The 24119-nt window shown below is 65.5% G+C and carries 19 protein-coding genes and 1 riboswitch; of the genes, 6 read left to right on the forward strand and 13 right to left on the reverse strand.

Going from position 1 to position 24119, the window contains the following annotated elements; all coding sequences use genetic code 11:
• Nucleotides 1-215: 215 nt before the first annotated feature.
• From E8M83_RS05965 to E8M83_RS05975, 3 genes are all read right to left on the reverse strand, one after another.
• A complete protein-coding gene (locus tag E8M83_RS05965) occupies nucleotides 216-1985 on the reverse strand; it encodes a M14 family metallopeptidase (protein ID WP_137172453.1) in 1770 nt (589 codons plus the stop codon).
• Nucleotides 1986-2087: 102 nt separating this feature from the next.
• On the reverse strand, nucleotides 2088-3677 hold the full coding sequence (locus E8M83_RS05970; RefSeq protein ID WP_229491429.1) for a S41 family peptidase: 1590 nt from the start codon (nucleotides 3675-3677) through the stop codon (nucleotides 2088-2090).
• A 173-nt stretch (nucleotides 3678-3850) separates the two neighbouring features.
• On the reverse strand, nucleotides 3851-7426 hold the full coding sequence (locus E8M83_RS05975; RefSeq protein ID WP_137172455.1) for an indolepyruvate ferredoxin oxidoreductase family protein: 3576 nt from the start codon (nucleotides 7424-7426) through the stop codon (nucleotides 3851-3853).
• Between the two features lie 172 nt (nucleotides 7427-7598).
• Between E8M83_RS05975 and E8M83_RS05980 the strand changes: the two genes are divergently transcribed.
• Both E8M83_RS05980 and E8M83_RS05985 read left to right on the forward strand, forming a co-directional pair.
• Complete coding sequence (locus E8M83_RS05980; RefSeq protein ID WP_137172456.1) at nucleotides 7599-8108, forward strand: Lrp/AsnC family transcriptional regulator; 510 nt, start codon at nucleotides 7599-7601, stop codon at nucleotides 8106-8108.
• 157 nt (nucleotides 8109-8265) lie between these two features.
• Complete coding sequence (locus E8M83_RS05985; protein WP_137172457.1) at nucleotides 8266-8958, forward strand: hypothetical protein; 693 nt, start codon at nucleotides 8266-8268, stop codon at nucleotides 8956-8958.
• Between the two features lie 23 nt (nucleotides 8959-8981).
• Here the strand turns inward: E8M83_RS05985 and E8M83_RS05990 are convergent, their stop codons facing one another.
• The 6 genes from E8M83_RS05990 to E8M83_RS06015 form a co-directional block, all read right to left on the reverse strand.
• Nucleotides 8982-9641 carry a GNAT family N-acetyltransferase gene (locus tag E8M83_RS05990; RefSeq protein WP_137172458.1) on the reverse strand — a complete coding sequence of 220 codons (660 nt, stop codon included), beginning with the start codon at nucleotides 9639-9641 and terminating at the stop codon, nucleotides 8982-8984.
• 33 nt (nucleotides 9642-9674) lie between these two features.
• A complete protein-coding gene (locus E8M83_RS05995) occupies nucleotides 9675-11270 on the reverse strand; it encodes a diguanylate cyclase (protein WP_229491430.1) in 1596 nt (531 codons plus the stop codon).
• Between the two features lie 167 nt (nucleotides 11271-11437).
• Complete coding sequence (locus E8M83_RS06000; RefSeq protein WP_137172459.1) at nucleotides 11438-12538, reverse strand: multifunctional CCA addition/repair protein; 1101 nt, start codon at nucleotides 12536-12538, stop codon at nucleotides 11438-11440.
• Between the two features lie 2 nt (nucleotides 12539-12540).
• Nucleotides 12541-13260, reverse strand: a complete 720-nt coding sequence (locus tag E8M83_RS06005) for a glutathione S-transferase family protein (RefSeq protein ID WP_137172460.1) — start codon at nucleotides 13258-13260, stop codon at nucleotides 12541-12543.
• Between the two features lie 16 nt (nucleotides 13261-13276).
• Nucleotides 13277-14245, reverse strand: a complete 969-nt coding sequence (locus E8M83_RS06010; RefSeq protein WP_137172461.1) for a complex I NDUFA9 subunit family protein — start codon at nucleotides 14243-14245, stop codon at nucleotides 13277-13279.
• A 2-nt stretch (nucleotides 14246-14247) separates the two neighbouring features.
• A complete protein-coding gene (locus tag E8M83_RS06015) occupies nucleotides 14248-16236 on the reverse strand; it encodes a lytic transglycosylase domain-containing protein (RefSeq protein WP_137172462.1) in 1989 nt (662 codons plus the stop codon).
• A gap of 113 nt (nucleotides 16237-16349) precedes the next feature.
• Between E8M83_RS06015 and E8M83_RS06020 the strand changes: the two genes are divergently transcribed.
• Complete coding sequence (locus tag E8M83_RS06020) at nucleotides 16350-16958, forward strand: 5-formyltetrahydrofolate cyclo-ligase (protein ID WP_137172463.1); 609 nt, start codon at nucleotides 16350-16352, stop codon at nucleotides 16956-16958.
• Between the two features lie 111 nt (nucleotides 16959-17069).
• Here the strand turns inward: E8M83_RS06020 and metF are convergent, their stop codons facing one another.
• The 4 genes from metF to metK all read right to left on the reverse strand — a co-directional run bounded on the left by metF (nucleotide 17070) and on the right by metK (nucleotide 21260).
• Complete coding sequence (metF, locus tag E8M83_RS06025; protein ID WP_137172464.1) at nucleotides 17070-17900, reverse strand: methylenetetrahydrofolate reductase [NAD(P)H]; 831 nt, start codon at nucleotides 17898-17900, stop codon at nucleotides 17070-17072.
• Entirely contained in the window at nucleotides 17887-18243 is a 357-nt protein-coding gene (locus E8M83_RS06030; protein WP_137172465.1) for a phage holin family protein, read from the reverse strand. Before E8M83_RS06030 ends, metF begins: the two co-directional genes overlap by 14 nt.
• A gap of 113 nt (nucleotides 18244-18356) precedes the next feature.
• Nucleotides 18357-19781, reverse strand: a complete 1425-nt coding sequence (ahcY, locus tag E8M83_RS06035) for an adenosylhomocysteinase (protein WP_137172466.1) — start codon at nucleotides 19779-19781, stop codon at nucleotides 18357-18359.
• Between the two features lie 29 nt (nucleotides 19782-19810).
• A riboswitch (S-adenosyl-L-homocysteine riboswitch) is annotated at nucleotides 19811-19885 on the reverse strand.
• Between the two features lie 208 nt (nucleotides 19886-20093).
• On the reverse strand, nucleotides 20094-21260 hold the full coding sequence (metK, locus tag E8M83_RS06040) for a methionine adenosyltransferase (RefSeq protein WP_137172467.1): 1167 nt from the start codon (nucleotides 21258-21260) through the stop codon (nucleotides 20094-20096).
• 198 nt (nucleotides 21261-21458) lie between these two features.
• On the opposite strand from metK, the gene E8M83_RS06045 reads away from it, so the two are divergent.
• From E8M83_RS06045 to dapF, 3 genes are read left to right on the forward strand one after another with little or no spacing between them, the layout of a single operon-like run.
• On the forward strand, nucleotides 21459-22310 hold the full coding sequence (locus E8M83_RS06045; RefSeq protein WP_137172468.1) for a lysophospholipid acyltransferase family protein: 852 nt from the start codon (nucleotides 21459-21461) through the stop codon (nucleotides 22308-22310).
• Nucleotides 22307-23170 carry a lipid A biosynthesis acyltransferase gene (locus tag E8M83_RS06050; RefSeq protein WP_137172469.1) on the forward strand — a complete coding sequence of 288 codons (864 nt, stop codon included), beginning with the start codon at nucleotides 22307-22309 and terminating at the stop codon, nucleotides 23168-23170. Before E8M83_RS06045 ends, E8M83_RS06050 begins: the two co-directional genes overlap by 4 nt.
• 3 nt (nucleotides 23171-23173) lie before the next feature.
• A complete protein-coding gene (gene dapF / locus E8M83_RS06055) occupies nucleotides 23174-24034 on the forward strand; it encodes a diaminopimelate epimerase (RefSeq protein WP_137172470.1) in 861 nt (286 codons plus the stop codon).
• Nucleotides 24035-24119: the final 85 nt, after the last annotated feature.

Below are 24119 nucleotides of genomic sequence, written 5' to 3' on the forward strand. Positions count from 1 at the left end.
GTGTCCGAATGTCAGACCTGACCCCGATGTTTCTTGACCCCGATGTTTCTCTCGGGGCCTAGGCCGGCGGCAAGCGGCTAGAGCGGGCTCCAGCCTGACGCGGTCGGATCAGCGAATGTCAGACCTGACCCCGATGTTTCTTGACCCCGATGTTTCTCTCGGGGCCTAGGCCGGCGGCAAGCGGCTAGAGCGGGCTCCAGCCTGACGCGGTCGGATCAGGGCGCGACGTTCGCGCGCAGCACCGGATACAGGTTCAGCCGCTCGTCATACGAGGAATGACGCTTGGCGAAAAACTCCAGGCGCGCCTGCGGGTTCCTGGCGAATGCCGGATCGCTGTCGAGACGCTCGCGGAAGGCCTTCGCCACGGCCGGATCGGCCGCCATCTGCTCGCGCGCCACGTCCTCGGCCACGTAGTCCTCCATGTATTCCTTGCGCTCGAAGGCCGAGTTGAAGGCGCCCCAGGCCAGCAAGGAATCCGGCGCCTGCGGCTCCAGCATCGCCACCACCAGGCGTGCCTTCGGCTGGGCGATCGGCACGAACAGCGAACCCTGCGCGATCGCGCGTGCTTCCGGCTTCCACTTGCCCTCCACCGTCAGGCGCTGGTGGCCTTCGACCGAGCCGGCGGCCAGTGTTGCCTTGTCGGCGCGGAAGGTCTCGGCGTCGAAACGGGCGACCGCCTTGTCCAGCGTGCGGAACGCGACGCCGTGCTGGCGCAGCTTCTCGCCCACGATCGCGGCGTACGCCGCCGGGATCACGTAGCCGGCGCGCGGCGCGGTGATCTGGAAGTCGGCCACGATGTCCTGCCACAGCGGCACGCGCCATACCTGCGGCTTCGTCTCGTCGTAGCGCGTCATCAGGGCGCCCGACACTTCCGACGGCGTGCGCGTGTATTCGTAGCCGTTAAAGTCGACCATCTCCTTCTTGTCGCTCGCTTTATAGGACAGCGCCACCGGCTGGTTGCCCAGCCTGGCGGCGCGCGCGTCGGCCGCATACGCGGCCTGCTGCCATTGCTTGCCGTTCCGCGCGACCTGGTCGAGCACCGAGACCACCGTGTTGCGGGTGATGCGCACGCGCACCGGGTATTCCTTCCACGAGTGGGTTTCCACCAGCATCGCCATGCGGTTGCGCAGCTGGAAGTAGCCGGTCGAGAAGCGCGGGTCGGACACGCCGTCCATGAAGCCCGACATCGGGTCGTCGTGCTTCACGAACGACATGTAGTAGGACTGCGGGGTCGAGCCTTCCCTGGCGATGTCCTTGATGACGTTGGTGCGCAATGCCAGGCCGGCCTTGCGAAATTCCGGGTCGCCCGAGTACACCGGCTCGACCTGGATCGAGATATCGTGCTGGAACTTGGCGCCGTTGGTCGCGTGCAGGTCGACATAGACCAGCGGATCCCAGGCGTTCACCAGCGCCAGCATGGCCTGCATCTCGGGCGCGTCGGCCTTCAGGTAGTCGCGGTTCAGGTTGTAGTTCTGGGCGGTGGTGCGCCAGCCCATCTCGACCGGGCCGCGCTGGTTGGGGCGGTTCCACTTGCCGAAGCGCTCATGGCCGTCGACGTTGAATACCGGCACGAAGAGGAAGACCTGCTTGTCCAGCGCACCCTTGGCGGCGCGGCCTTCGAGCAGCTCGCGCAGCGCCAGGAAGCCGGCGTCCTTGCCGTCGATCTCGCCGGCGTGGATGCCGCCCTGCATCAGGGTGACCGGCAAGCCCTGTTTCTTCGCCTCGGCGGGCGAGAACGCGCCGGTATTGCTGGCGACCAGCGCCTTCATCGGGCGGCCTTCCGGGGTGATGCCGAAGTCGATGCACTGGACCTGTTTCGGGTAAGCCTGCTGGAAGGCGGCGCACAGGGCGATCGTCTCGTCGTAGCGGCCGGTGGCGGTGAAGCCCGAGCGTTCCGACACGGTAGTCAGGTCGGGGGCGGCATGGGCGGATTGGCTGAGGGGGAAAGCCGACAACAGGGCCAGCAGTAACGCAGAACGGATCATCGAAAAGCTCCGGCAATGACTAGGAAGGAAGCCGGAGATTATAGACGTGTTCTACATGCAACAGTTATGGTGGGCGGCATGGCCGCCCACCATATCAATGGATCAACGCGCCGGCGGCGCGCCCGGCGTGGTATGGATCGAGATCTCCTCGACCTCAGGCCGCACGATCCGCATCGGCACCAGGCGCGCCCGGGCCGCGCTCGAGGCCGTGCTTGAGGCCGGGCAAGCCCCGCTGGCGCGGTAGGCCAGGGCCGTGGCCAGCAAGCCTTCGTCCTGGTCCCCCACCGGCCGCGACAGGTCGTCGCTTGCCCGGCAGGTTGGCGTGAAACCGTCGGTGAAATCGCCGAAGCCCTTGTGGTTCACGCCCTGGAACTCGATCGAGAAATAAGTCGTGCCGCAGTTCGGCACCGGCGTGAAGCCATAGGGCTTGCCGCAGGTGGTGCCGCCGATCTGGATCACTTCGATGTCGGCGCCGCGCAGGCCGTTGATCACCGATTCGCTGGCCGAGCAGGTGCCCTCGGTGCTGAGCACGGTCACCCGCTTCAGGCCCAGGGTCGGCAGCGAGGTGCCGGTGCGCAGCGGATTGCTCGACGCGAAGCCCCAGGCGGTCGAGCGGAACAGGATCGGCTGGTAGGCCGGCGTCTTGTCGTTGTACTGCGAGCGCTCGAACACCTTGCCGCTCGTCGACTCGGGGCCGGCGATCATATAGGCCAGCTGGCTGGCCACGTACAGCAAGCCGCCGCCGTTGTAGCGCACGTCCAGCACCAGGTCATTCACGCCGGCCTGCCTGAAGGTGGTGAAGGCGTCATACAGCTGCTTCTCGGACACCGCGTTGAAACTGTCGAAGGTCAGGTAGCCGACCTTGCCGCTGGGGGTCTCGATCACCTTGACGTTCTTGACCGGCGCCTTGACCACCTCGGCCCCGATCATCCTCGCCTCGTACTGCACGCCGGCGCGCTGCAAGGTGAAGCGGTGGGCGGCGCCCACGCTTTCCGGGAACAGGCCGGCATTGATGATGTCGATCGCTGCTTCGTCTTCGGTATTGACGAAGTCGACGCCATCGACCTTGAGCAGCATGTCGCCGCGCAGCAGGCCGGCGGCAGAGGCCGGCGAACCCGGCTCGACCGCCGTGACCAGCCAGGTGCGCGGCGCGCCTTCATTGGTACTGCGCGACCAGGTGATGCCATAGCCCAGGCTGATGCCCTGGGTCTGCATCGCATCCCACTCGGCGGTCGTATAGGTGAAGTGATACCGGTCCTTGGGCTGGCCGCTGGCAGTGACGGCCGGCGTCTTGAGCACATCGAAGTAATCGAGCGCGCTCGTGAAATCGGCCATCTTGTAGGTGTTCGGGACCTCGTTGTACCAGAGGTAGTACTGGTTGGTCCAGGCGCGCAGGAACTTGAGTTCGTCGAGCAGCGTGCCTTGCGTGTCCGGATACGCCTTGCCGCTCGCATCCACACCCGTGCGCGGGACGGCGCACTTGTTCCAGTAGGTGCCGTAGGCATCGCCCAGCAGGTTCGGGTTCAGGTCTTCCGGGGTCGGCTGGGTGCCGGTCGGGGGCGCCGGATTGGTCGGCGTGGTCGGTGGCGGTTGTTGCGCCACCGGCGGCGCGCCCACGCCCGGCGATCCGCCTCCACCGCCGCAGCCGGCGAGGACGAACAGCGCGGCGAGCGAGCTGGAAATCAAACGCAATGGGAGGGTCGTGCGACGGGGCGTGAATGGCGTGCTCATGCGCCTGATTATAGACGCCGAAATCAGGCCCGAATACAACCAACTGTCACGGTTGAGGCTAGCGGACAACGAGTGATATCAAGCGGTCAATGAATAATGGCGCGGACACCTGACGTCGTCCGCGCCATCGATCGTCACGCGGCCCGCGGCGTGATGCCCGGCGCGTGGAAGGCCGCCACCAGCGCCGCCTCTTTCTCCCTGGCCGCCTTCAGGTGACGCTCCTTCACGTGGCCATAGCCGCGGATGTGTTCCGGGATGCTGGCGATCGCCACCGCCTGCGCCAGATTGTCGGCGGTGAGCTTCGGCAGCAGCGCCGCCACGGTCTCGCGATACTGGCCGATCAGGGCACGCTCCATCTTGCGCTCGGCCGTGTAGCCGAACACGTCGAAGGCGGTGCCGCGCAAGCCCTTGAACTTCGCCAGCACGCCGAAGGCGCTCATCATCCACGGGCCGTACTCGCGCTTGATGGCGCGGCCTTCCTTGTCATGCTTGGCCATCAAGGGCGGCGCCAGGTGGAACTTGAGCCTGGCGTCGCCTTCGAACATGGCGCCGATCTTCTCGCGGAAGACCGGGTCGGTGTGCAGGCGCGCGACCTCGTACTCGTCCTTGTAGGCCATCAGCTTGTAGAAGTAGCGCGCCACCGCTTCGGCCAGGCGGGTGCCCTTGCCGAGTCGTTCTTCCTGCGCGCGCACCTGGTCGACGAAAGCCTTGTACTGGCCTGCATAGGCCGCGTTTTGATAGGCGGTGAGCAGCTCGATGCGGCGGCCGACGATGTCGTCCAGGGTCTGGATACGCTTGAACTCGATCACCTTGGCGGGCATCGCTGCGCGGCTCACCGCGGCCAGGTCGTGCGCCGCGCTGCGGCCCCAATTAAAGGCCGCCTTGTTGAACGCGACCGACACGCCATTGAGTTCGATCGCCTTGAGCAGCGAGCTCTCTTGCAGCGGCACGCGGCCTTTCTGGAAGGCGTAGCCGAGCATGAACATATTGGTCGCGATCGCGTCGCCCAGCAGCGCGGTGGCGATCTGGCCGGCGTCCAGGAAGTCGACGTTGTCCTTGCCGCAGGCCTGTTCGATGGCGCCGCGCGAGCCCTCGGCCGGGAATTGCCAGTCCGGGTTCTTGACGAAGGCCGCGGTGGTCGAGCCGCTGGCGTTGACCGCGGCCCACGTGCGGCCCTCGCCCATGCGGCTCAGGGCGTCGCGGCTGGCGGCGACGATCTGGTCGCAACCGATCACCAGGTCGGCGCTGCCGGTGCCGACGCGGGTCGAGTGCAGGTCTGCCTGGCGCTCGGCCAGGCGCACGTGCGACATCACCGGGCCGCCCTTCTGGGCCAGGCCGCTCTGGTCGAGCACGACGGCGCCCTTGCCTTCGACATGGGCCGCCACGGCCAGGATCTGGCCCACGGTGACCACGCCGGTGCCGCCGACGCCGGCCACCAGGATGCCGTACGGCGCCACGACCGACGGGATGAAGGGCATCGGCAACACAGGCGGCGCGGCCTCGCTGGTCGCCGCTTTCTTCGGCTTTTTCAAGCCGCCGCCTTCGACGGTGACGAAGCTCGGGCAGAAGCCCGACACGCACGAATAATCCTTGTTGCACGAGGACTGGTTGATCTGGCGCTTGCGGCCCAATTCGGTTTCGAGCGGCTCGACCGACAGGCAGTTGGACTGCACCGAGCAGTCGCCGCAGCCTTCGCACACGGCTTCGTTGATCACGACGCGCTTGGCCGGGTCGGGGAACTCGCCTTTCTTGCGACGGCGGCGCTTCTCGGAGGCGCAGGTCTGGTCGTAGATCACGGCCGACACGCCCGGCATCTCGCGCAGCTCGCGCTGCACTTCCATCAGCTCGGAGCGATGGCGCACCGTGGTGCCCGGCGCCCAGGCGTAGTCGCTCGGGTATTTATCGGGTTCGTCGGTGACGACGATGATCGGCGTGACGCCTTCGGCCGCGATCTGGCGGCTGATCATGCCCGGGTCGAGCGGGCCGTCGACGTTCTGGCCGCCGGTCATCGCGACCGCATCGTTGTACAGGATTTTATAGGTGATGTTGACCTTGGCCGCCACCGCGGCGCGGATCGCCAGGATCCCGGAATGGAAGTAGGTGCCGTCCCCCAGGTTGACGAACACGTGCTTCTCGTCGGTGAACGGGGCCTGGCCGATCCAGGTCGTGCCCTCGGCGCCCATATGGGTGAAGGTCGACGTCTCGCGGTCCATCCACAGCACCATGTAGTGGCAGCCGATGCCGGCCATGGCGCGCGAGCCTTCCGGCACCTTGGTCGAGCTGTTGTGCGGGCAGCCCGAGCAGAAGTACGGGATACGGTCGGTCTCGGGATTCGGTTTCGCCGGGATACTCTTGAGCACCAGCTCCTTGGCTTCCAGGAAGGCGATGCGTTCCTTGACCCGCTCGGCCACCGGGTGGCCAGCGCAGTAGTGCGAGATACGCGAGGCGATGGCGCGCGCGATCTGTGCCGGGTTCAGCTCATAGGTCGCCGGCAGCAGCCAGTCGCCATGGCCCATCCGGTTCTTGTTGCTCCACTCGCCGGTATCGTCGAACTTGCCGACCACGCGCGGGCGCTCGCCGTCCGGCAAGTTGTACAGCTCTTCCTTGAGCGCGTATTCCATCACCTGGCGCTTTTCCTCGACCACCAGGATCTCGTCCAGGCCGCGTGCGAATTCGTGCACGCCTTCAGCCTCGAGCGGCCAGGTCATGCCGACCTTGTACAGGCGCAGGCCGATGTCGCGCGCGGCCTGTTCGTCGATGCCGAGGTCGGCCAGCGCCTGGCGCGTGTCGAGATAGCTCTTGCCGGCGGTGATGATGCCGATCTTGGGCTGCGGGCTGTCCCAGATGATGCGGTTCAGTTTATTCGCGCGCGCATAGGCCAGGGCGGCATACCATTTGTGGTTGCTCATCCGCACTTCCTGGTCCAGCACGGCGTCCGGCCAGCGGATGTTGAGGCCATCCGGCGGCAGCTGGAAATCGGTCGGGGTGACGATCTGCACGCGGTCGGGATCCAGGTCGACCACGGCGCCCGATTCGATGATGTCGGTCACGCACTTCATCGACACCCACAGGCCGGTATAGCGGCTCATGGCCCAGGCATGCAGGCCGAAGTCGAGGTATTCCTGGACCGAGGACGGATACAGCACCGGGATGCCGCAGTGGGTCAGGATGTGGTCGGACTGGTGCGCGGTCGAGGACGACTTGGCCGCGTGGTCGTCGCCGGCCAGCACCAGCACGCCGCCATGCTTCGACGAGCCGGCATTGTTGCCATGCTTGAAGACATCGCCGCAGCGGTCCACGCCAGGCCCCTTGCCGTACCACATGGCGAACACGCCGTCGTACCTGGCATCCTTGTAGAGATTGGTCTGCTGGGTGCCCCAGACCGAGGTCGCCGCCAGGTCTTCGTTCATGCCGGGGTGGAACTTGACGTGGTGGGCGTCGAGGTGCTTCTTCGCCTTCATCGCGGTCTGGTCGACCGAGGTGACCGGCGAGCCACGGTAGCCGGTGATGAAGCCGGCGGTGTTCAGGCCGGCCTTCAGGTCGCGCTCGCGCTGCAGCATCGGCAGGCGGATCAGGGCCTGGGTGCCGGTCATGAAGGCGCGGCCGCGCTCGAGCGTCCATTTGTCGTCGAGCGTGATGTCGTGCTGCGGCTGGGAAGGCGAGGACTGCTCCGGCAACGCCAGGTGGGCGCGCTCCGTGGGTGCGTTCATGGGTGTCTCCAAGATTCTCGTGTCGGATACCGCAGCGGCGCATTTCCTGCATCTCGCCTGCCGTATGCGAGCCAGTATAGTCCTGCCCCTCCAGCATTAAATTCCAAATAATTCCCCCTTCTTCTTGAATTGCGCAATAAAATTGCCACATAAAAGTCGAACAGGGATGGGTATGTCGAAGATTGAACTGGATAAAACAGACCGCAAGATACTGGAGATCTTGCAAAGCGATGGCCGGCTGTCCAACCAGGACGTGGCCGAGCGGGTCAACCTGTCGCCCTCGCCCTGCCTGCGCCGCATCAAGCGCCTGGAAGAAGCGGGCGTCATCCGCCAGTACGTGGCGCTGCTCGACCCGGACAAGATCGGGCTCGGGCTGCTTGCCTATGTGAATGTGCGGCTGGAAAAGCACAGCGAGGTGGCCAGCACCACCCGCCAGCCCGGCTTGCCGGCGACGTCGCCGCGCAACGATTTCGCGGTGTCGGTCGGCGCCTGGCCCGAAGTCGTGGCCTGCTATGCGATGACCGGGGACATGGATTTCCTGCTGCGCGTGCATGTCGAGGACATGGACCATTTCTCGCGCTTCATGATGGGCACCCTGCTCAAGCATCCGGCGGTGCTCGACGTGAAATCGAGCTTCGCCCTGCAGCGCATCAAGGAAACCACGGCGATGCCGCTGGTCTGACCGGAGCCGCCGGGCGCGGCCTCCATTTTGTTCGATGCTGTCGTCGAATCCGGAGAACCGCCCTGGCGATGTCGCTCGCCCACGACGCCAATCGAAAACCGCTATTTGCCATACAGATGGCGTGACATGATGTCCCGGTAATTTGGGAGGACATGCCATGAAATCCGTCGGCTTCGGCAGGGAATGCATCTCCATCGTGCTGGTTTTTGGCGCCATCGCGCTACCGGGATGCTCCTGGCTGACGCGCCCCATGGAAAAGCCGGTCATCGAAGACAATCTGCGGCGCAGCAGCTTCGACTATTCCAAACTGGGCGTGTTATCACTGAATCCCGAACGCCGGGCCGTGCTCTATCATTTCGAGAGCCAGCGCTTTTGCTCGGAAAATCCCACCGAGGTCGGCATCGACATGGCCTCGGCATCCAGGCTGGCCGCCGACCTGAAACAGACCGGCACCTCGCTGCTCGAGGCACAAGTGGCGTTGTCTGCGGCAAGCAATAACTACGTCCTGAACCGGCGCTCGCCAGGCATCATCCTGTACCAGGCAACCTCTTACCAGTTTTGCCAGATGTATGCGAACCGGGTCATTACCGAGCAAGAATTATTAAAACTGCAGACCGCGGCCCTGAACACTGCCGAGAGAATCGTTCTTGCCGAAACAGCCGCGATCAGGGAAATCCGCGTCGAAGAAGAAAAGCGCAAAACCGCAGAAGAGCGGCGCAAGGAACAGGAAAAAATAACGGAAGCCGAGATGGAAAAGAACAAGAAAGCCGAGGCCGACAAGAAAGCCCAGGCGGCCACCGTCACCAGTCCCGCGGGCGCGACCACCGTCACCACCACCAAGACGCAGTAGGAAGGTCGGCTGGTGCGCTGTGCCTACCTGGGGCGCTTCCAGGGCGTGAGGTACTTGAGCGCCGCGCGGGTATTGGCCTTGACCGTGTAGTCGATGGCCGCGAACTGCTCTTCGAGCGCCTCGGCCATCACGCTGCCCGGGCTGGGCGGCGGCAGTTCCAGGTGGGCGTCGGCCTCGCCATACTCGCGCTTGATGCGCATGCCGGCCTTCCTGGCGATGTGCATCATGGTCTGGTTCGAGGTCAGGCACTGCATATACAGGGTGTCGACATCCGAATTGCGGCAGTGGATCGCCGCGCGCTGGAACAGGCGCGTGCCCACGCCCTGCCCGCGCGCCGACTTCGACACCGACACGCCGAATTCGGCCACCTGCTCCTTGGTCGTCGACCGGCGCCCGTCGGCCGAGGCGAAGGCCAGGTGGCCCATGCCCACCAGCTGGAACACATTATTGAGCACGCCGAACACGATATCGCGCGAAAAATCGATCTTGGCGACGTAGGCGGCGATCTGCGCATCCGGGATCATGCTGCCGAAGCGCAGCAGGCGGTCATTGCTGTCCAGCGCCAGCAGGTGGCGCAGCACGCGACGGCGGTCGCGTTCGCCAAGCTCCTTGACCAGCACCGGCGGCTGGCCCTTCTTGCCTCTCAGGCCCTGGATCCAGCGACGTAGGGGATTGTCCAGCATCTCGACACTTTCATGGACTGCAACAGCCTGATTCTAGCCGATCGGGTCGGCGCCCGCCGTATTCCCAACCTGGCTGCTGACCGCGGCGTCCGGCAGGCTGCCTGGCACATTGTCGCGCGCGGCATGGTCGGGCGCCAGTCCCGAAGGAAGGTCCTGGCCCAGCCATTGCGATTGCGGGCTGACCACGAAGCGCCCCTTGCCGGCCTGCTTGGCCGCGTACATGGCCTTGTCGGCATCGGCCAGCAAGGCCTCTTGTCCGCGCGCGGCGCCCATCTGGCCGCGCGCGCTGGCGATGCCGATGCTGGCCGAGATCGTCACCGCATGGCCGTCGGCCTCGGTGATCGATTCGATTTCCTCGAGCGCCAGGCGCGCCACGCGCAACGCGCCGCTTTCCGAGGCCACGTCTTCGAGCAGGATCACGAATTCGTCGCCGCCCAGGCGCGCCAGCGCATCCTCGGCGCGCAGCTTGGCCCCTACCCGGCGCGCCACCATCTGCAGCACCAGGTCGCCGGCGGCATGGCCCCAGGTATCGTTGACCGCCTTGAAGCCGTCGAGGTCGATGAACATCAGCACCACCACGCTGTCTCGGCGGTCGGCGCGTGCCAGCGCCCGTTCCAGCAGGCGGGTCAGCTGGCGGTAGTTGATCAGGCCGGTCAGGCTGTCGTGCTGGGCCAGGCGCTCGAGCTGGCGCGACTGCGCTTCGAGCTCGGCGGTGCGCTCGGCCACGCGCTGCTCGAGCGTCTCGTTGGCGGCCTGCAGGCGGCGATTGACGACGCCGATGACGCGGTAGCTGCTGCGCAGGCGCGCGCCGGCATAGGCCAGCAGCACCATCAGCACGGCGCAATAGGCGAACAGGTAGCCGCGAAAGCGCTGGCGCTCGAGCAGCACGGCGTCGAAGGAGCGTTCGAACTCGCGCTCCAGGCGGTCGAGCGCGACGTCGCTGCCGGCGGCGGCGATCTGGGCCTCGAGCAGGTTTTCCAGCGGCCGTTTTTCCAGGATCACGCGACAACTGGCGATCACGGCATCCATCTTGTCGATCGTGGCCGGCGAGAACGCGATCTGCTGGGCCGCGACGTCGCCCAGGATTTCATCGATGCGGGCCGCCAGCGCCGGGCTCGGCGCGATGTTGTAGCGCAGGGTCTCGGTCAGCAGCGAATTGAGGGTGGTGTCGAGCCGCACCACGATGCGCCCCGGCGCCAGCGCGCCTTCGATGCCGGAAATCTCGGTCTTGAGGTCGGCCACGGCCGGCGGCATGTGCAGCAATGCCGCCCGCAGCGGCGGATTGTGCCGGGCGAACTGGGCCACCAGCTGCTCCTTGCCCTGCAGCGCCTCTTGCAGCTGGGAAAAGGCGGCCTGGGCGGCGCTGTCGCCGGTGAGCGGCAAGGTATCGCCCAGGCGCGCCATCAGGTCGTGCATGCGCGGCAGTTGCGAAGAGAGGTCGAGCGGGGTCGACGCGCGGCCGGTATGGGCGCGCAGGATGTTGGCGTCCCATTCGGCGTCGAGCTTTTCCAGCTCTCGCATGTTCAGCATGACGCTGTTGCGGATCTCCGGATCGACCGATTCGGTCCGCACATAAAGGAACACCAGCGTTGCGCTCATGAACAGGATCGCCACGCTGGCCAGCAGCATACGGCGGCGTCGGCTCCAACTCGCAACACGCCGTGCCAGCAAGGTGAACATCGTTTTCTCCAGCGCAACAATTTACTTTACTGAAGGATACCAAAACGACAGGCCACACTCTACCCACCGTGTAACTACATGTAACAGAATGCGTGGGTGTATGCCGATTAGTTGGTTTAGTGCAACATCGCTGCCACGGCCTCGACGCGCGCGGCATGGACCGCACCGGGAATGCGGTCCTTGTGCCCGGCGTGGCGCGCCGCGACCTCGCCCGCGTTGACGGCGCGCGTCGCGCCCAGGGCAGCGAGCAGGCGCGCTGCGTGCGAATCGGCATCGCCGCTTTCGGTGCAGGCGGCCGCCAGCAGCATCTGGGCGAAACGCTCGGGCTTGCGGAAAGCGTCGCAACGCTCGCACAACGTGACGATTTCCTCGGCGGTGAGCAGCGGCGCGCGGCCGACGGTGTGTATCTCGCGCGCCGTCATCACGGCCAGGTCGCGGCATTCGTTGGGTACCTTGAGGCGTTTACATACGGCCTGGATGGTGTCGACACCCTGCATGGCGCGCGCCAGGACGGCGAAGCGCACCTCGAGCGGATGATCTTGTGCGGCGGCCCGGTCGATCGTCGCCAGCATCGACGCGCTCCATGCCGCATCGAGCTCGGGCAGGATGCGCGCCAGCGCGCCGCAGTCGCGCAGCACGTCGAGCATGCGCGACGGCCGGCGCTCCATCAGCCCGCGCGCCAGCTCTTGCCAGACGCGTTCGGCCACCAGCGCGTCGACCTCGCCGTCATCGACCATGCGCCGCATCAGGGCGTTGGTGTCGCTTGCCACCGTAAAGTCGGGCAGGCGCGCGGCGAAGCGGGCGATGCGCAGGATGCGCACCGGGTCTTCGGCGAAGGCGTCGGACACGTGGCGGAACAGGCGTGCCTGCAGGTCTTGCCGGCCGTTGTGGGGGTCGACGATGCTGCCGTCCTCGGCCCGCGCCATCGCATTGATGGTCAGGTCGCGCCGCACCAGGTCTTGTTCCAGCGTGACGTCGGGCGCGGCGTGGAACACGAAGCCGTGGTAGCCGGGCGCGGTCTTGCGCTCGGTGCGCGCCAGCGCGTATTCCTCTTGCGTGCGCGGATGCAAGAATACCGGGAAATCCTTGCCGACGGCGCGAAAGCCCGCCGCCAGCATCTGTTCGGGGGTGGCGCCAACCACCACGTGGTCGTGGTCTTTCACGGGCAGGCCCAGCAGGGCGTCGCGCACGGCGCCACCAACGACGTAGCTGCGCATCGTCATTCGCCAGGCAGGTCGGCGTCGTGCAGCGGGGTCGGATCGGTCTCTTCCATGGCTTCTCTCACCCAGCGCGCTACCGCCGGGTGCGCCAGCACGCGGTCGCAATAGGCTTGCAGGGCCGGGGCCAGCGTCACGCCATAGGTCTGGAAGCGGCACACCACCGGCGCATAGAAGGCATCGGCGATCGAGAAGTCGCCGAACAGGTACTGGTGGTGGCCGAAGCGCGACAGGCAATCCTCGAAGATCTCGCAGATGCGGCCGATGTCGGCCTGGGTGCCGGGCGTGCGGCCGCGGCCCGGCAGGCGCGCCTGGACGTTCATCGACATGCTGTTGCGCAAATCGGCGAAGCCGGAATGCATCTCGGCCACGATGGAACGCGCCAGCGCGCGCGCGGCCACGTCTTGCGGCCACATATGCTTGTCAGGAAATTGCTCAGCCAAGTATTCGGTGATGGCCAGGCTGTCCCAGACCGTCATGTCGCCCGACATCAGCACCGGCACCCGGCCCGCGTGCGAGTAGCGCGCGATCTGGTTGGCGGTATCGGGCTGGTCGAGCAGAACCTTGATTTCGGTGAAAGGAATGCCGAAGGCGACCGCCGCAACCCAGGGCCGCATCGACCACGAGGAGACGTTCTTGTTGCCGATGATCAGGGTTAAACCGGGGTGTCGGGTCGTGTCGAGGGTGCGGGCAAGAATGGGGTCGCGTTCGATGGTCTGCATGGTTGTCGTTGGTCTTTCAGCGTCCGGCGTGGGTACGATGGGTATCGAGACGATCGTGCCGGTTGAGGTAGTGCGGCGCGACCGACTCGATCGCCGTGAGCTTGATCCCGAGCGCCTCGGCTGTCAAGGCATGGGTGTCGGCGGCCACCACATTATCGACCAGCATCGAGTCGAGATTGTCGCGGCTGACGACGGGGTCGCCCGGCAGCAGCTCGAACAGCCGCGCCTGCAGGCGGGCCGCCCAGCCGGGCAAGCCGATCACCTGGCGCTCGCGGCCGGCGAAGCGGCCGGCCAGGCGCACCAGCTCGCCCAGGGTATGGATGGCCGGGCCACCCAGCTCGATCGTGGCGTCGCGGGTGTCGGGCCGCGCCAGGGCAATGGAGAAGGCGGCGGCGACGTCGCCCACGTACACCGGCTGGAAACGCGCGCGGCTGGCCGCCAGCGGCACCAGCGGCAGGTGGCGCTGCAGGCGCGCGAACATGGTTAAAAAATGGTCGCCGGGGCCGAACACCACCGAGGGCCGGAACACGGTGGCCGCCACCTGCGGCTGGCTGCGCGCGGCGAGTTCGCCATCGGCCTTGGAGCGCCCGTACATCGAAGGGCTGGAAGCGCTGGCGCCGAGCGCGCTCATGTGCAGGTAGCGCGGCACGCCCACATCTGCGCAGGCAGCAGCGATGCGGCGCGGCAGTTCGACGTGCAGGTGGCGGAAACCTTCGCCATAGGGCCGGCCATGGCCGCCATGCAGCACGCCGACCAGGTTGATCGCGGCGTCGCGCCCGGCCAGCAGCTTGCGCAGCACGGCGTCGTCATGGATATTGGCCACCTCGAGGTCGACACCCGGCAGCATGGTCAGTTGCTTGGCGCTTTCGTAGTGGCGCGCCAGGACCAGCACGCCCACCCCATCGTCGGACAGGCGCGCGGCCAGGTGCTGGCCGATGAAGCCGGTGCCGCCGATCAGGACCACCTTGAGCGGCCGCGCGACCATGGCTAGTCCAGTACCGACGTGCTGCCCGGGCGCGGGCTGATCGTGCCCAGGCGCGCCTTGAGTGATTGCGGCTTGCCCTCGAAGATCGAGGCGTAGTTGGTGGCATTGGCCATGACGTTGCGCACATAGCCGCGCGTCTCGGTGAAAGGGATGGATTCGACGAAGATCGCGCCCTCCATCGGCGCATCGAGCCGGCCGCGCCAGGTGCGCGAGCGGCCCGGGCCGGCATTGTAGGCGGCCGTGGCCAGCACTTGCGAGCCTTCGAAATTCGCGAGCACCATATTCATGTAGTTGGCGCCGAGCGTGATATTCGTATGCAGGTCGTTGAGCATGGTGTGCACGAAATTATCCAGGCCAATCTTGGCCGCCACCCACTTGCCGGTGGCGGGCATCACCTGCATCAGGCCCGACGCGCCGACGCCGGAACGGGCGTCGCGGATGAAGCGCGATTCTTGCCGGATGAGGCCATACACCCAGGCCTTGTCGAGACTCAGGCCATGGGCGGTGGGCTTGAGGACCTCGAGGTGCGGCGCCGGGAAGCGCTGGTCGTAGCTGAGCTCGGTGCGCGTGCGCAGCGAGGTTTCGATCATGCGATCGAGCATCTCGTTGCGGCGCGCCAGCTCGGCGGCGGCCAGCAGCTGACGTTCAGACAGCCCGCGCAAGCCCCAGTTCCATTCGCGGTTACCTTCCGCGCGCAGGCTCAAACGGTAGAACTTCAGGGCCCGCTGCAGGCTGGCATTATTGGTCGCCTGGGACAGTTCGGCGGCCGTGATCGGCGCTACCGGCGGCGGCGCCACCACCTGGTTGCCCAGCTCTTCATAAGCCAGCTGGGTATAGAACGTGGTCTGGGCGGCGATGCCCTGCCACAGCGCGCGCGCCTCGTCGCTGCGGCCTTCGGCCTGCAGGGCGCGGCCCAGCCAGTAGATCCAGGTGGAATCGGCGCGCAGGTTGGACGGCATCGCCTCGATGGTGGCGCGCACTTCCTTCCAGTCGCCGCGGCGCAGCGCCATGCGGGTCTTCCACTGCATCTGGAATTCGGTCAGCGTTGCACCCCTGGCGCGGTCCCAGTAGCCGTGCGCCTCGGGCGCCAGCGCGATCGAGGCGGCCAGCGCCACATTGGCCCAGCCGATGGCGCGCTCTTCGCCCGTCAGTTGCGGACCGTTCTTTTCCAGGCTGGCGACGGCGATCTTGAGCGTGGTGCGCGCCATGCGGCCGACCGCCACCAGGTATAGTTCGCGCTCGGCGCGGCTCTTGCCGATGCCGCGCGCCAGCGCCATCGCGGGCATGTCGACCGCCTGGGCGGCGCGGGTTTCCGGCAGGCCCAGCAGCACGCCGACGCGCCGCGCGGGGCCGGTGGTATTGTCCAGGCCGGCAATGCGCAGCTGCCACAGCAGGTCGGCCTGGGTGAACTGGCCGTTGCCGGCCAGTTGCGCGATCAGGCCGCCGCAGGCATCGCCATAGCTGGCCGGGGATTTGAGCAATGCGCGCGCCTCGTCGGCCACCCGCTCGCCGCGTTCGGCGCGTGCCAGCAAGGCATAGCAACGGATCTGCACGCTGCCAGACTGGGCCAGCGTACCGGCTTCGCGCTCGAAGGTATTCCATTCGCGCCGCTTGCCCAGCTCCAGCAGCCATTCGGCGCGCAATTGTTCGGCCACGGCCGTGCCTTCGTGACGGCGCAGCACTTGCAGCACCTCATCCTGGATGGCATCGCGCAGGCGCGGTTTCAGACGATAATAGTCGACGTAGGATGCCAGCGAGTAATTCGACGACAGGCGCGAGGCGATCGCATTGGTGCGCGCATCATCGTTCTGGCGCGCCGCTGCCCGCAATAGCAGGAAATTGTCGTCATCGGCGCGGCTGTCGGCCACCAGGGTCGGCCCGCCGGCGGCCGGCACGCCCACCGTGCCGGCGCCGGGAACGGACGGCGCACCGGCAGGTATCGGCGGCAGCGCGATCTCGGGCGCGGGTGCATCGGGGTCTTCCTGGGCCATGACGCCTGCAGGCAATGCGCAGGACAGAACAAGGGCAATAGCGGCCGGCAACAGGCCGGCTGACAATTTCGATTGATACATCCACAACTCTCACATTACGCTGCATTGAAACCATGACCGGCGAACCAAGAATACCACGCGCCTCCGGGCCTCTACCAGACACGGCAGTCAGCAATGTTGCCCAGCAACAGGATAAAGCCTTGCTGCGCAACACCCTCAAGGCCTTGCGGCGGGCGATCGATCCGGCCACCAGGCATGCCTGGGACGACCGCATCGGCGCGCGCGTGATTGCCTGGTGGCAGGCGCATCCCCAGACAACGCTGGGCGTGTACTGGCCGCTGGCGGGCGAACCGGACTTGCGTCCAGCCTACGCGGAAATGGCCGCGGCAGGCGTACGGCTGGCATTGCCGGTGGTGGTCGAGCGCGATGCGCCGTTGGGATTTGCCGAATGGATTCCGGGTGAGCCGACGGAGACGGACCGGCTGGGGGTGGCGGTGCCGAGCGCGTTGCGGATGATCGAACGGCCGCCGGCCTTGCTGGTGCCTTGCCTGGGGTTCAATGCGCAAGGGTATAGGGTGGGGTATGGGGGTGGGTTTTATGACCGGACCCTGGCGCCGGCGCCGCGGCCGGCGACGGTGGGGATTGCGTATGCGTGCCAGTTGGTCGCGTTCGATGGGGATGTGCACGATGTGCCGTTGGATAGCGTCATCACCGAGGAGTAGCGCGCCACGATGCGAACGTAAGCTGAACGCGTCGGCGGCAAAGCTGCCAACCCTATGTAGGGTTGGCAGCTTGCTGCCGACGCGTTCAAGCGACCGATGAACAGCCCGGCATTACCCCCGCAACCGTTGCCAGATCGCCGTCGTCGGCGCCGCCTGGTTCATGCTGTAGAAATGCAGCCCCGGCGCGCCACCGGCCAGCAGGCGTTCGCACAGGCCGGTCACGACGTCCAGCCCGAAGGCCTTGATCGAGGCGCTGTCGTCGCCGAAGCTGGCCAGCTTGAGGCGCACCCAGCGCGGGATCTCGGCGCCGCACATATCGGAGAAACGCATCAGCTGCATATAGTTCGTGATCGGCATGATGCCGGCCACGACCGGCACATCGACACCCAGCTTGCGCACATTGTCGACGAACTGGAAATAGGCGTCGGCATTGTAGAAATACTGGGTGATGGCGGCATTCGCCCCGGCCTGGACCTTGCGCGCGAAAGCCTGCAAATCGTCTTGCGGCGAACGCGCCTGCGGGTGCATCTCGGGATAGGCCGCGACCTCGATGTGGAACCAGTCGCCGGTTTCCTGGCGAATGAATTCGACCAGTTCGCTGGCATAGCGCAGCTCGCCCGCGCCGCCGTAACCGCTCGGCAAATCGCCGCGCAGGGCCACCACGCGCTTGATGCCGCTGTCCTGGTATTGCTTGAGGACGTCGCGGATCGAATCGCGCGTGGCGCCGATGCAGGACAGGTGCGGCGCGGCTTCATGGCCGGCGGCCTGGATCTCGCGCACCGTCGCCAGCGTGCCCTGCTGGGTGCTGCCGCCGGCGCCGAAGGTCACCGAAAAATACTTCGGGTTCAGCTCGGCCAGCTTCGCGCGCGCGAGGCGCAGTTTCTCGGCGCCTTCCGGCGTCTTGGGCGGGAAGAACTCGATACTGAAATCAGGAGTTTCCATCTTTGTCGGAAAGAAGCAAGGTAGAAAGCGCCCACGAAATAATGCTGTACAGGATGGCTGCCAGGAAGGCCGACCAGAAACCCGCCACCTGGAAGCCGTCGACCACATTCGACACCAGCCAGAACAGCAAGGCGTTGATGACCAGGATGAACAGGCCCATCGACACCAGGGTGACCGGCAGGGTCAGGATCACCAATACCGGACGGATCAGGGTATTGACCAGTCCGAGCACCAGCGCCGCGATCAGGGCGGTGCCGATGCTGGAGACGTCGACGGAGTGCATCAGGTAAGGCAGGGCCATCAGGGCCGCGGCATTGATCAGCCAGGTAATCAGCAGGCGCATCGGTACAGACTTTCGTGGTACGCGGATGCCGCATCGTCAGCAATGCGGCATCCGGTTATTAGATAAGCGAAACGTCCCGAAGGACGTTTCACATGATTACAAGCGGCTACCGATCAGTAACGGTAGTGTTCCGGCTTGTACGGGCCTTCCTGGCTCACCGAGATGTAGTTCGCCTGCTCTTCGGTCAGCGTGGTCAGCTGGGCGTTGAGCTTCTTGAGCTGCAGGCGCGCGACTTTCTCGTCCAGTTTCTTCGGCAAGGTATACACGCCCACCGGATACTGCGCGGTGTTCATGAACAGCTCGATCTGGGCGATGGTCTGGTTCGCGAACGACGAGCTCATCACGTACGACGGGTGGCCGGTGCCGCAACCCAGGTTCACCAGGCGACCTTCGGCCAGCAGGATGATGCGATGGCCATCCGGGAAGATGACGTGGTCGACTTGCGGCTTGATGTTGTCCCACTCATATTTCTTGAGTGCAGCGACTTCGATTTCGTTGTCGAAGTGACCGATATTGCAGACGATGGCCTGGTCTTTCATCTTGAGCATGTGCTGCTCGGTGATGACGTGGTAGTTGCCGGTGCAGGTGACGAAGATGTCGCCGTGTTCGGCGGCGTAGTCCATGGTCACGACGCGATAGCCTTCCATCGCCGCCTGCAGTGCGCAGATCGGATCGATTTCGGTGACCCACACCTGGGCCGACAGCGCGCGCATGGCCTGGGCCGAACCTTTACCGACGTCGCCATAGCCGGCGATGACGGCGATCTTGCCGGCGACCATCACATCGGTGGCGCGCTTGATGCCGTCGACCAGCGATTCGCGGCAGCCATACAGGTTGTCGAACTTCGACTTGGTGACCGAGTCGTTGACGTTGATCGCCGGGAAGGCCAGCTTGCCTTCCTGGTGCATCTGGTACAGGCGGTGCACGCCGGTGGTGGTTTCTTCGGTCACGCCCTTGATTTCTGGCAGGCGCTTCGAGTACCACGACGGATCGCGGGCCAGGCGGCCCTTGATCGCGTTGAACAGGCAGATTTCTTCTTCCGAGCCTGGTTTGTCGAGCACCGAGATGTCTTTCTCGGCGCGCACGCCCAGGTGCAGCAGCAGGGTGGCATCGCCGCCGTCGTCCAGGATCATATTGGCGTAGGTTTGGCCAGATGCGTCGCCAGGCCATTCGAAGATGCGGTGGGTGTATTCCCAGTACTCGTCCAGGGTCTCGCCCTTGACGGCGAACACTGGCGTACCGACCGAGGCGATGGCCGCGGCGGCGTGGTCTTGCGTCGAATAGATATTGCACGATGCCCAGCGCACGGTGGCGCCCAGGGCTTCCAGGGTGCGGATCAGGACCGCGGTCTGGATGGTCATGTGCAGCGAACCGGCAATGCGCGCGCCCTTGAGCGGCTGGGTCGCGGCGTATTCGTCCTGGATCGCCATCAGGCCCGGCATCTCGGTTTCGGCGATGCGGATTTCCTTCTCGCCCCAGGCTGCCAGGGAAATGTCGGTGACGATGTAGTCTTGGGAATCTTTGAGTACGGCGTTCATCACGCCCTCCTTTCAATGTTTAGAAAAAAGTAACGTGAGCGCAGTTGCTGTGATATCCGAGCCTGGCAAAGAGGGACCTCTCTGTCGCAACGCTCCTCGGAACGGGGTAGTTTAGCACGCTTGAACGGCGGAAGGAACAACGCCGCGTAGGGTCGGCGGCTCTGCCGCCGACGCGGTGATAGTTGGCGGTCAAATCATCGGGCGCGAAATCGGCGCTGATAAAGTTGGCGGTCAAATCATGCGGCGCGCAATCGGCGCCGATAACAATCACCGCGTCGGCGGCGTAGCCGCCAACCCTACAGTATTGAACGCTTATGCCAGGCCCGCTGCAGCGCGCAGTTCGGCCGCCTTGTCGGTGCGTTCCCAGGTGAACTCTGGTTCTTCGCGGCCGAAGTGGCCGTAGGCCGCGGTCTTGGTGTAGATCGGGCGCAGCAGGTCGAGCATCTGCACGATGCCTTTCGGGCGCAGGTCGAAGTGCTCGTTGACCAGGGCCGCGATTTTGTCGTCCGGGATCACGCCGGTGCCTTCGGTGTACACGGTGATGTTGATCGGACGCGCCACGCCGATCGCGTAGCTGACCTGCACCTGGCACTGGCGCGCCAGTCCGGCGGCGACGATGTTCTTGGCGACATAGCGTGCGGCATAGGCGGCCGAACGGTCGACCTTGGACGGATCTTTACCCGAGAACGCACCGCCGCCGTGCGGGGCTGCGCCACCGTAGGTGTCGACGATGATCTTGCGGCCGGTCAGGCCGCAATCGCCCTGCGGGCCGCCGATGACGAAGCGGCCGGTCGGGTTGACCAGGAAGCGGGTTTTCTCCAGCCACTCGCGCGGCAGGGTCGGCTTGATGATTTCTTCGATGACGGCTTCTTCGATCTGCGAATGGGTGACGTCAGGGTGGTGCTGGGTGGACAGCACCACGGTGTCGACCGCGACCGGGCGGCCGTCGACGTAACGCAGGGTGACCTGCGATTTCGCATCCGGACGCAACCATGGAAGGCGGCCATCCTTGCGCAGCTGCGACTGGCGCTCGACCAGGCGGTGCGCGTAATAGATGGCGGCTGGCATCAGCTCGGGCGTTTCGTCGCAGGCGTAGCCGAACATCAGGCCCTGGTCGCCCGCGCCCTGGTCGAGGTCGATGCCGGCGCCTTCGTCCACGCCCTGGGCGATGTCTGGCGACTGCTTGTCGTAGCAGACCATGACGGCGCAGCCCTTGTAGTCGATGCCGAAATCGGTGTTATCGTAGCCGATGCGCTTGATGGTATTGCGCGCCACCGAGATGTAGTCGACGTTGGCATGCGTGGTGATCTCGCCGGCCAGCACCACCAGGCCGGTATTGCACAGGGTTTCGGCGGCAACGCGCGCGTGCGGGTCTTGCTCGAAGATGGCGTCGAGGATGGCGTCGGAAATCTGGTCAGCGACCTTGTCCGGGTGGCCTTCGGAGACGGATTCGGAAGTAAAGAGGTAGTCGTTCGACATGTAGGCTCCAGTTACTGTGTACATGAATTGCCGCAGCAAACTGTTGCCTGCGACGCTTTAGCGAAATTTATATTCCGCTTCGCAAGTTGTCTGTTAACTCGGCGGATCCAGCATAAAGTGGTATTTTACGCTTCCTTGGAATTTTGGTGTGGAAACGCACGCGCTTATGCTGATGCGCTTCGACACCCATCAATCGACATGCTAGTAGTAATTTTCCGAATATTATCTGTTTTCCCCTTGTCCTTCTTGCACGCGCTCGGCGCAGCGCTGGGCTGGCTGGTGTATTGGCTGTCGCCGTCGTACAAGCGCCGGCTGCGCGCCAACCTGGCCCAGGCCGGCTATGACGGGCATTGGAAACAGGCCGTTTCCGAAGCCGGCAAGGCCGCGATCGAGCTCGCCTTCGTGTGGTGCGCCAAGCCGGAACGGGTTGCCAGGCATGCCACGGTGGAAAACTGGGAACTGGTCCAGGAAAAACTCGACGCCGGCCGCGGCATTGTGTTCCTGACGCCACACCTGGGCTGCTTCGAAATGACGGCGCAGCAAATCGCGCTCAAGACCGCGTTGACGGTCATGTATCGTCCGCCGCGCAAGGATGCACTCCGGCCGCTGGTCGAAGGCGCGCGTGCGCGCCACAACCTGCTCCTGGCGCCGGCCAACCTGTCCGGCGTGCGCATCCTGGCCAAGACGCTCAAGAGCGGCCAGCCGATCGGCTTGTTGCCCGACCAGGTGCCGCAGGAAGGCGAAGGCGTGTGGGCGCCTTTCTTCGGCCGCAACGCCTATACGATGACCCTGCCGGCCAAGCTGGCCCAGCTGGGCAAGGCCGACATCCTGCTGGTGTATGCAGAACGCCGTCCTCGCGGCGCCGGCTATATCGTGCGCTTCGTCCCCTTCGATGGCGATCTGGGCGGCAGCGCGGCCGAGCAGGCGGCGGCGATCAACCGCGCCATGGAGCAGCTGATCGCTCGTGCGCCGGCCCAATATTTCTGGAGCTATAACCGCTACAAGCAGCCGGACGGCGTGGCCGGACCCGACAGCGAGGTCCCGGCATGAGGCTCTTGCTCGGTGTACTGTGGCTGCTGCATTTCCTGCCGCTGCCCATCCTGGGCCGCATCGGCGAAGCGATCGGCAGCCTGATGTTCGTGATCATGGGCCGGCGGCGCCATATCGCGCTGACCAACCTGCGCCTGACCATGCCCGAACTCGACGAAGCGGCGCGGCGCGACATCGCGCGCCGCCATTTCCGTGCCTACGCGCGCAGTATCGTCGAGCGCTCGATCCTGTGGTGGGCGCCCGAGGAGCGGGTGCGCAGCCTGATCCAGGTCGAGCCGGCGGTGCCGCAGGCCGAGATGGAAGCCGGCCCCACGATCCTGCTGTGCCCGCACTTCGTGTGCCTGGACGTGGCCGGCGTCGCCTCGCGCGTGATCCCGGTGTGCAGCATGTATGTGCCGCAGAAAAACGAAGCCTTCGACCGCCTGCTGCGCCACGGCCGCGAACGCTACGGCCCGGTGCGGCTGGTGACACGCAAGGAAGGCATCAAGCCGATCCTGCGCGCGCTGCGCGACGGCCTGCCCTATTTCATGCTGCCGGACATGGATTTCGGCGAGAAGGATGCCGAGTTCGTGCCCTTCTTCGGCGTGCAGGCGGCGACCCTGACGGCGCTGGGCCGCATCGCCGCGACCACCGGCGCCAAGGTGATCCCGGTGATCGCCACCTATCTGCCGAACTACCAGGGCTGGCGCGTGCGCTTCTACCCTGCGTGGGAAAATTATCCGGGCGACGATATGGTCGAAGCGACCCGCCGCATGAACGCCTTCATCGAGGAGCGCGTGCGCGAGGCGCCGGAACAATACTTCTGGACCCACAAGCGTTTCAAGACCCGTCCGCCGGGCGAACCTTCGCTGTATGATTAATCTATGAAATTGAAATTCACCAAGATGCACGGCGCCGGCAACGACTTCGTCGTGATCGATGCCATCAACCAGCCGATCGACGTCGATGGCATGCAGGCCGATCAATGGCAGCGCCTGGCCGACCGCCGCTTCGGCATCGGCGCCGACCAGATCCTGGTCGTCGAGCGCCCGAACCAGGACGGCGTGGACTTCCGCTACCGCATCTTCAACAACGATGGCAGCGAAGTCGAGCAATGCGGCAACGGCTCGCGCGCCTTCGTCCGCTTCGTGCTCGAGCAAGGCCTGACCCGCGAGCGCAGCATCCGCGTGCAAACCATGTCGGGCATCATCAACCCGCGCCTGGAAGACGATGGCAGCGTGACGGTGGACATGGGCGCCCCGCGCCTCGATCCCGCCGAGGTGCCGTTCGACAGCGCTGGCCTGAACGGCAAGCCCGAGGGTGAGGACACGCTGTGGCCCTTGCCGGTTGGCGGCGAGGCGGTGCAGATCTCGGTGGTTTCGATGGGCAATCCGCATGCGGTGCAGGTCGTGCACAACGTCGACACCGCGCAGGTGGAACAGACCGGCCCGCTGATCGAACACCATGAGCGCTTTGTAAAGCGCGTCAACGCCGGCTATATGCAGGTGGTCGACCGCCATCATATTCGCCTGCGCGTGCATGAACGCGGCGCCGGCGAGACGCTGGCCTGCGGCACCGGCGCCTGCGCGGCGGTGGTGGCAGGTATTCGGCGCGGCCTGCTCGATTCGCCGGTGCGCGTATCGGCCCGTGGGGGCGAACTCAGCATCGCCTGGGCGGGGCCGGGTCAATCGGTCTACCTCAGCGGACCGGCGGTGTCGGTATTCGAGGGCGACATCGAGATCTGACGCAGCCGATCTCGCATTCGGGGGCGCAGCGGCGCCCTTTTTCTTTTCTGCCTGCGTAGGGTGGAAGGGTCTGCCTTCCACGCGT

The sequence above is a fragment of the Massilia sp. HP4 genome (assembly GCF_005222695.1).
Taxonomy (GTDB): Bacteria; Pseudomonadota; Gammaproteobacteria; order Burkholderiales; family Burkholderiaceae_D; genus Telluria.

Coding starts and splice junctions, on each gene's coding strand:
- E8M83_RS05995 (WP_229491430.1), bottom strand. CDS start 11,270: ATGCTGCTGGCCAGCGTGGCGATCCTGTTCATGAGCGCAACGCTGGTG.
- E8M83_RS06020 (WP_137172463.1), top strand. CDS start 16,350: ATGACCGGCGAACCAAGAATACCACGCGCCTCCGGGCCTCTACCAGAC.
- E8M83_RS06015 (WP_137172462.1), bottom strand. CDS start 16,236: ATGGCCCAGGAAGACCCCGATGCACCCGCGCCCGAGATCGCGCTGCCG.
- metF (WP_137172464.1), bottom strand. CDS start 17,900: ATGGAAACTCCTGATTTCAGTATCGAGTTCTTCCCGCCCAAGACGCCG.
- E8M83_RS06050 (WP_137172469.1), top strand. CDS start 22,307: ATGAGGCTCTTGCTCGGTGTACTGTGGCTGCTGCATTTCCTGCCGCTG.
- dapF (WP_137172470.1), top strand. CDS start 23,174: ATGAAATTGAAATTCACCAAGATGCACGGCGCCGGCAACGACTTCGTC.
- E8M83_RS06045 (WP_137172468.1), top strand. CDS start 21,459: ATGCTAGTAGTAATTTTCCGAATATTATCTGTTTTCCCCTTGTCCTTC.
- E8M83_RS06000 (WP_137172459.1), bottom strand. CDS start 12,538: ATGCGCAGCTACGTCGTTGGTGGCGCCGTGCGCGACGCCCTGCTGGGC.
- ahcY (WP_137172466.1), bottom strand. CDS start 19,781: ATGAACGCCGTACTCAAAGATTCCCAAGACTACATCGTCACCGACATT.
- E8M83_RS05975 (WP_137172455.1), bottom strand. CDS start 7,426: ATGAACGCACCCACGGAGCGCGCCCACCTGGCGTTGCCGGAGCAGTCC.
- E8M83_RS05980 (WP_137172456.1), top strand. CDS start 7,599: ATGTCGAAGATTGAACTGGATAAAACAGACCGCAAGATACTGGAGATC.
- metK (WP_137172467.1), bottom strand. CDS start 21,260: ATGTCGAACGACTACCTCTTTACTTCCGAATCCGTCTCCGAAGGCCAC.
- E8M83_RS06010 (WP_137172461.1), bottom strand. CDS start 14,245: ATGGTCGCGCGGCCGCTCAAGGTGGTCCTGATCGGCGGCACCGGCTTC.
- E8M83_RS05990 (WP_137172458.1), bottom strand. CDS start 9,641: ATGCTGGACAATCCCCTACGTCGCTGGATCCAGGGCCTGAGAGGCAAG.
- E8M83_RS06030 (WP_137172465.1), bottom strand. CDS start 18,243: ATGCGCCTGCTGATTACCTGGCTGATCAATGCCGCGGCCCTGATGGCC.
- E8M83_RS05965 (WP_137172453.1), bottom strand. CDS start 1,985: ATGATCCGTTCTGCGTTACTGCTGGCCCTGTTGTCGGCTTTCCCCCTC.
- E8M83_RS06005 (WP_137172460.1), bottom strand. CDS start 13,260: ATGCAGACCATCGAACGCGACCCCATTCTTGCCCGCACCCTCGACACG.
- E8M83_RS05985 (WP_137172457.1), top strand. CDS start 8,266: ATGAAATCCGTCGGCTTCGGCAGGGAATGCATCTCCATCGTGCTGGTT.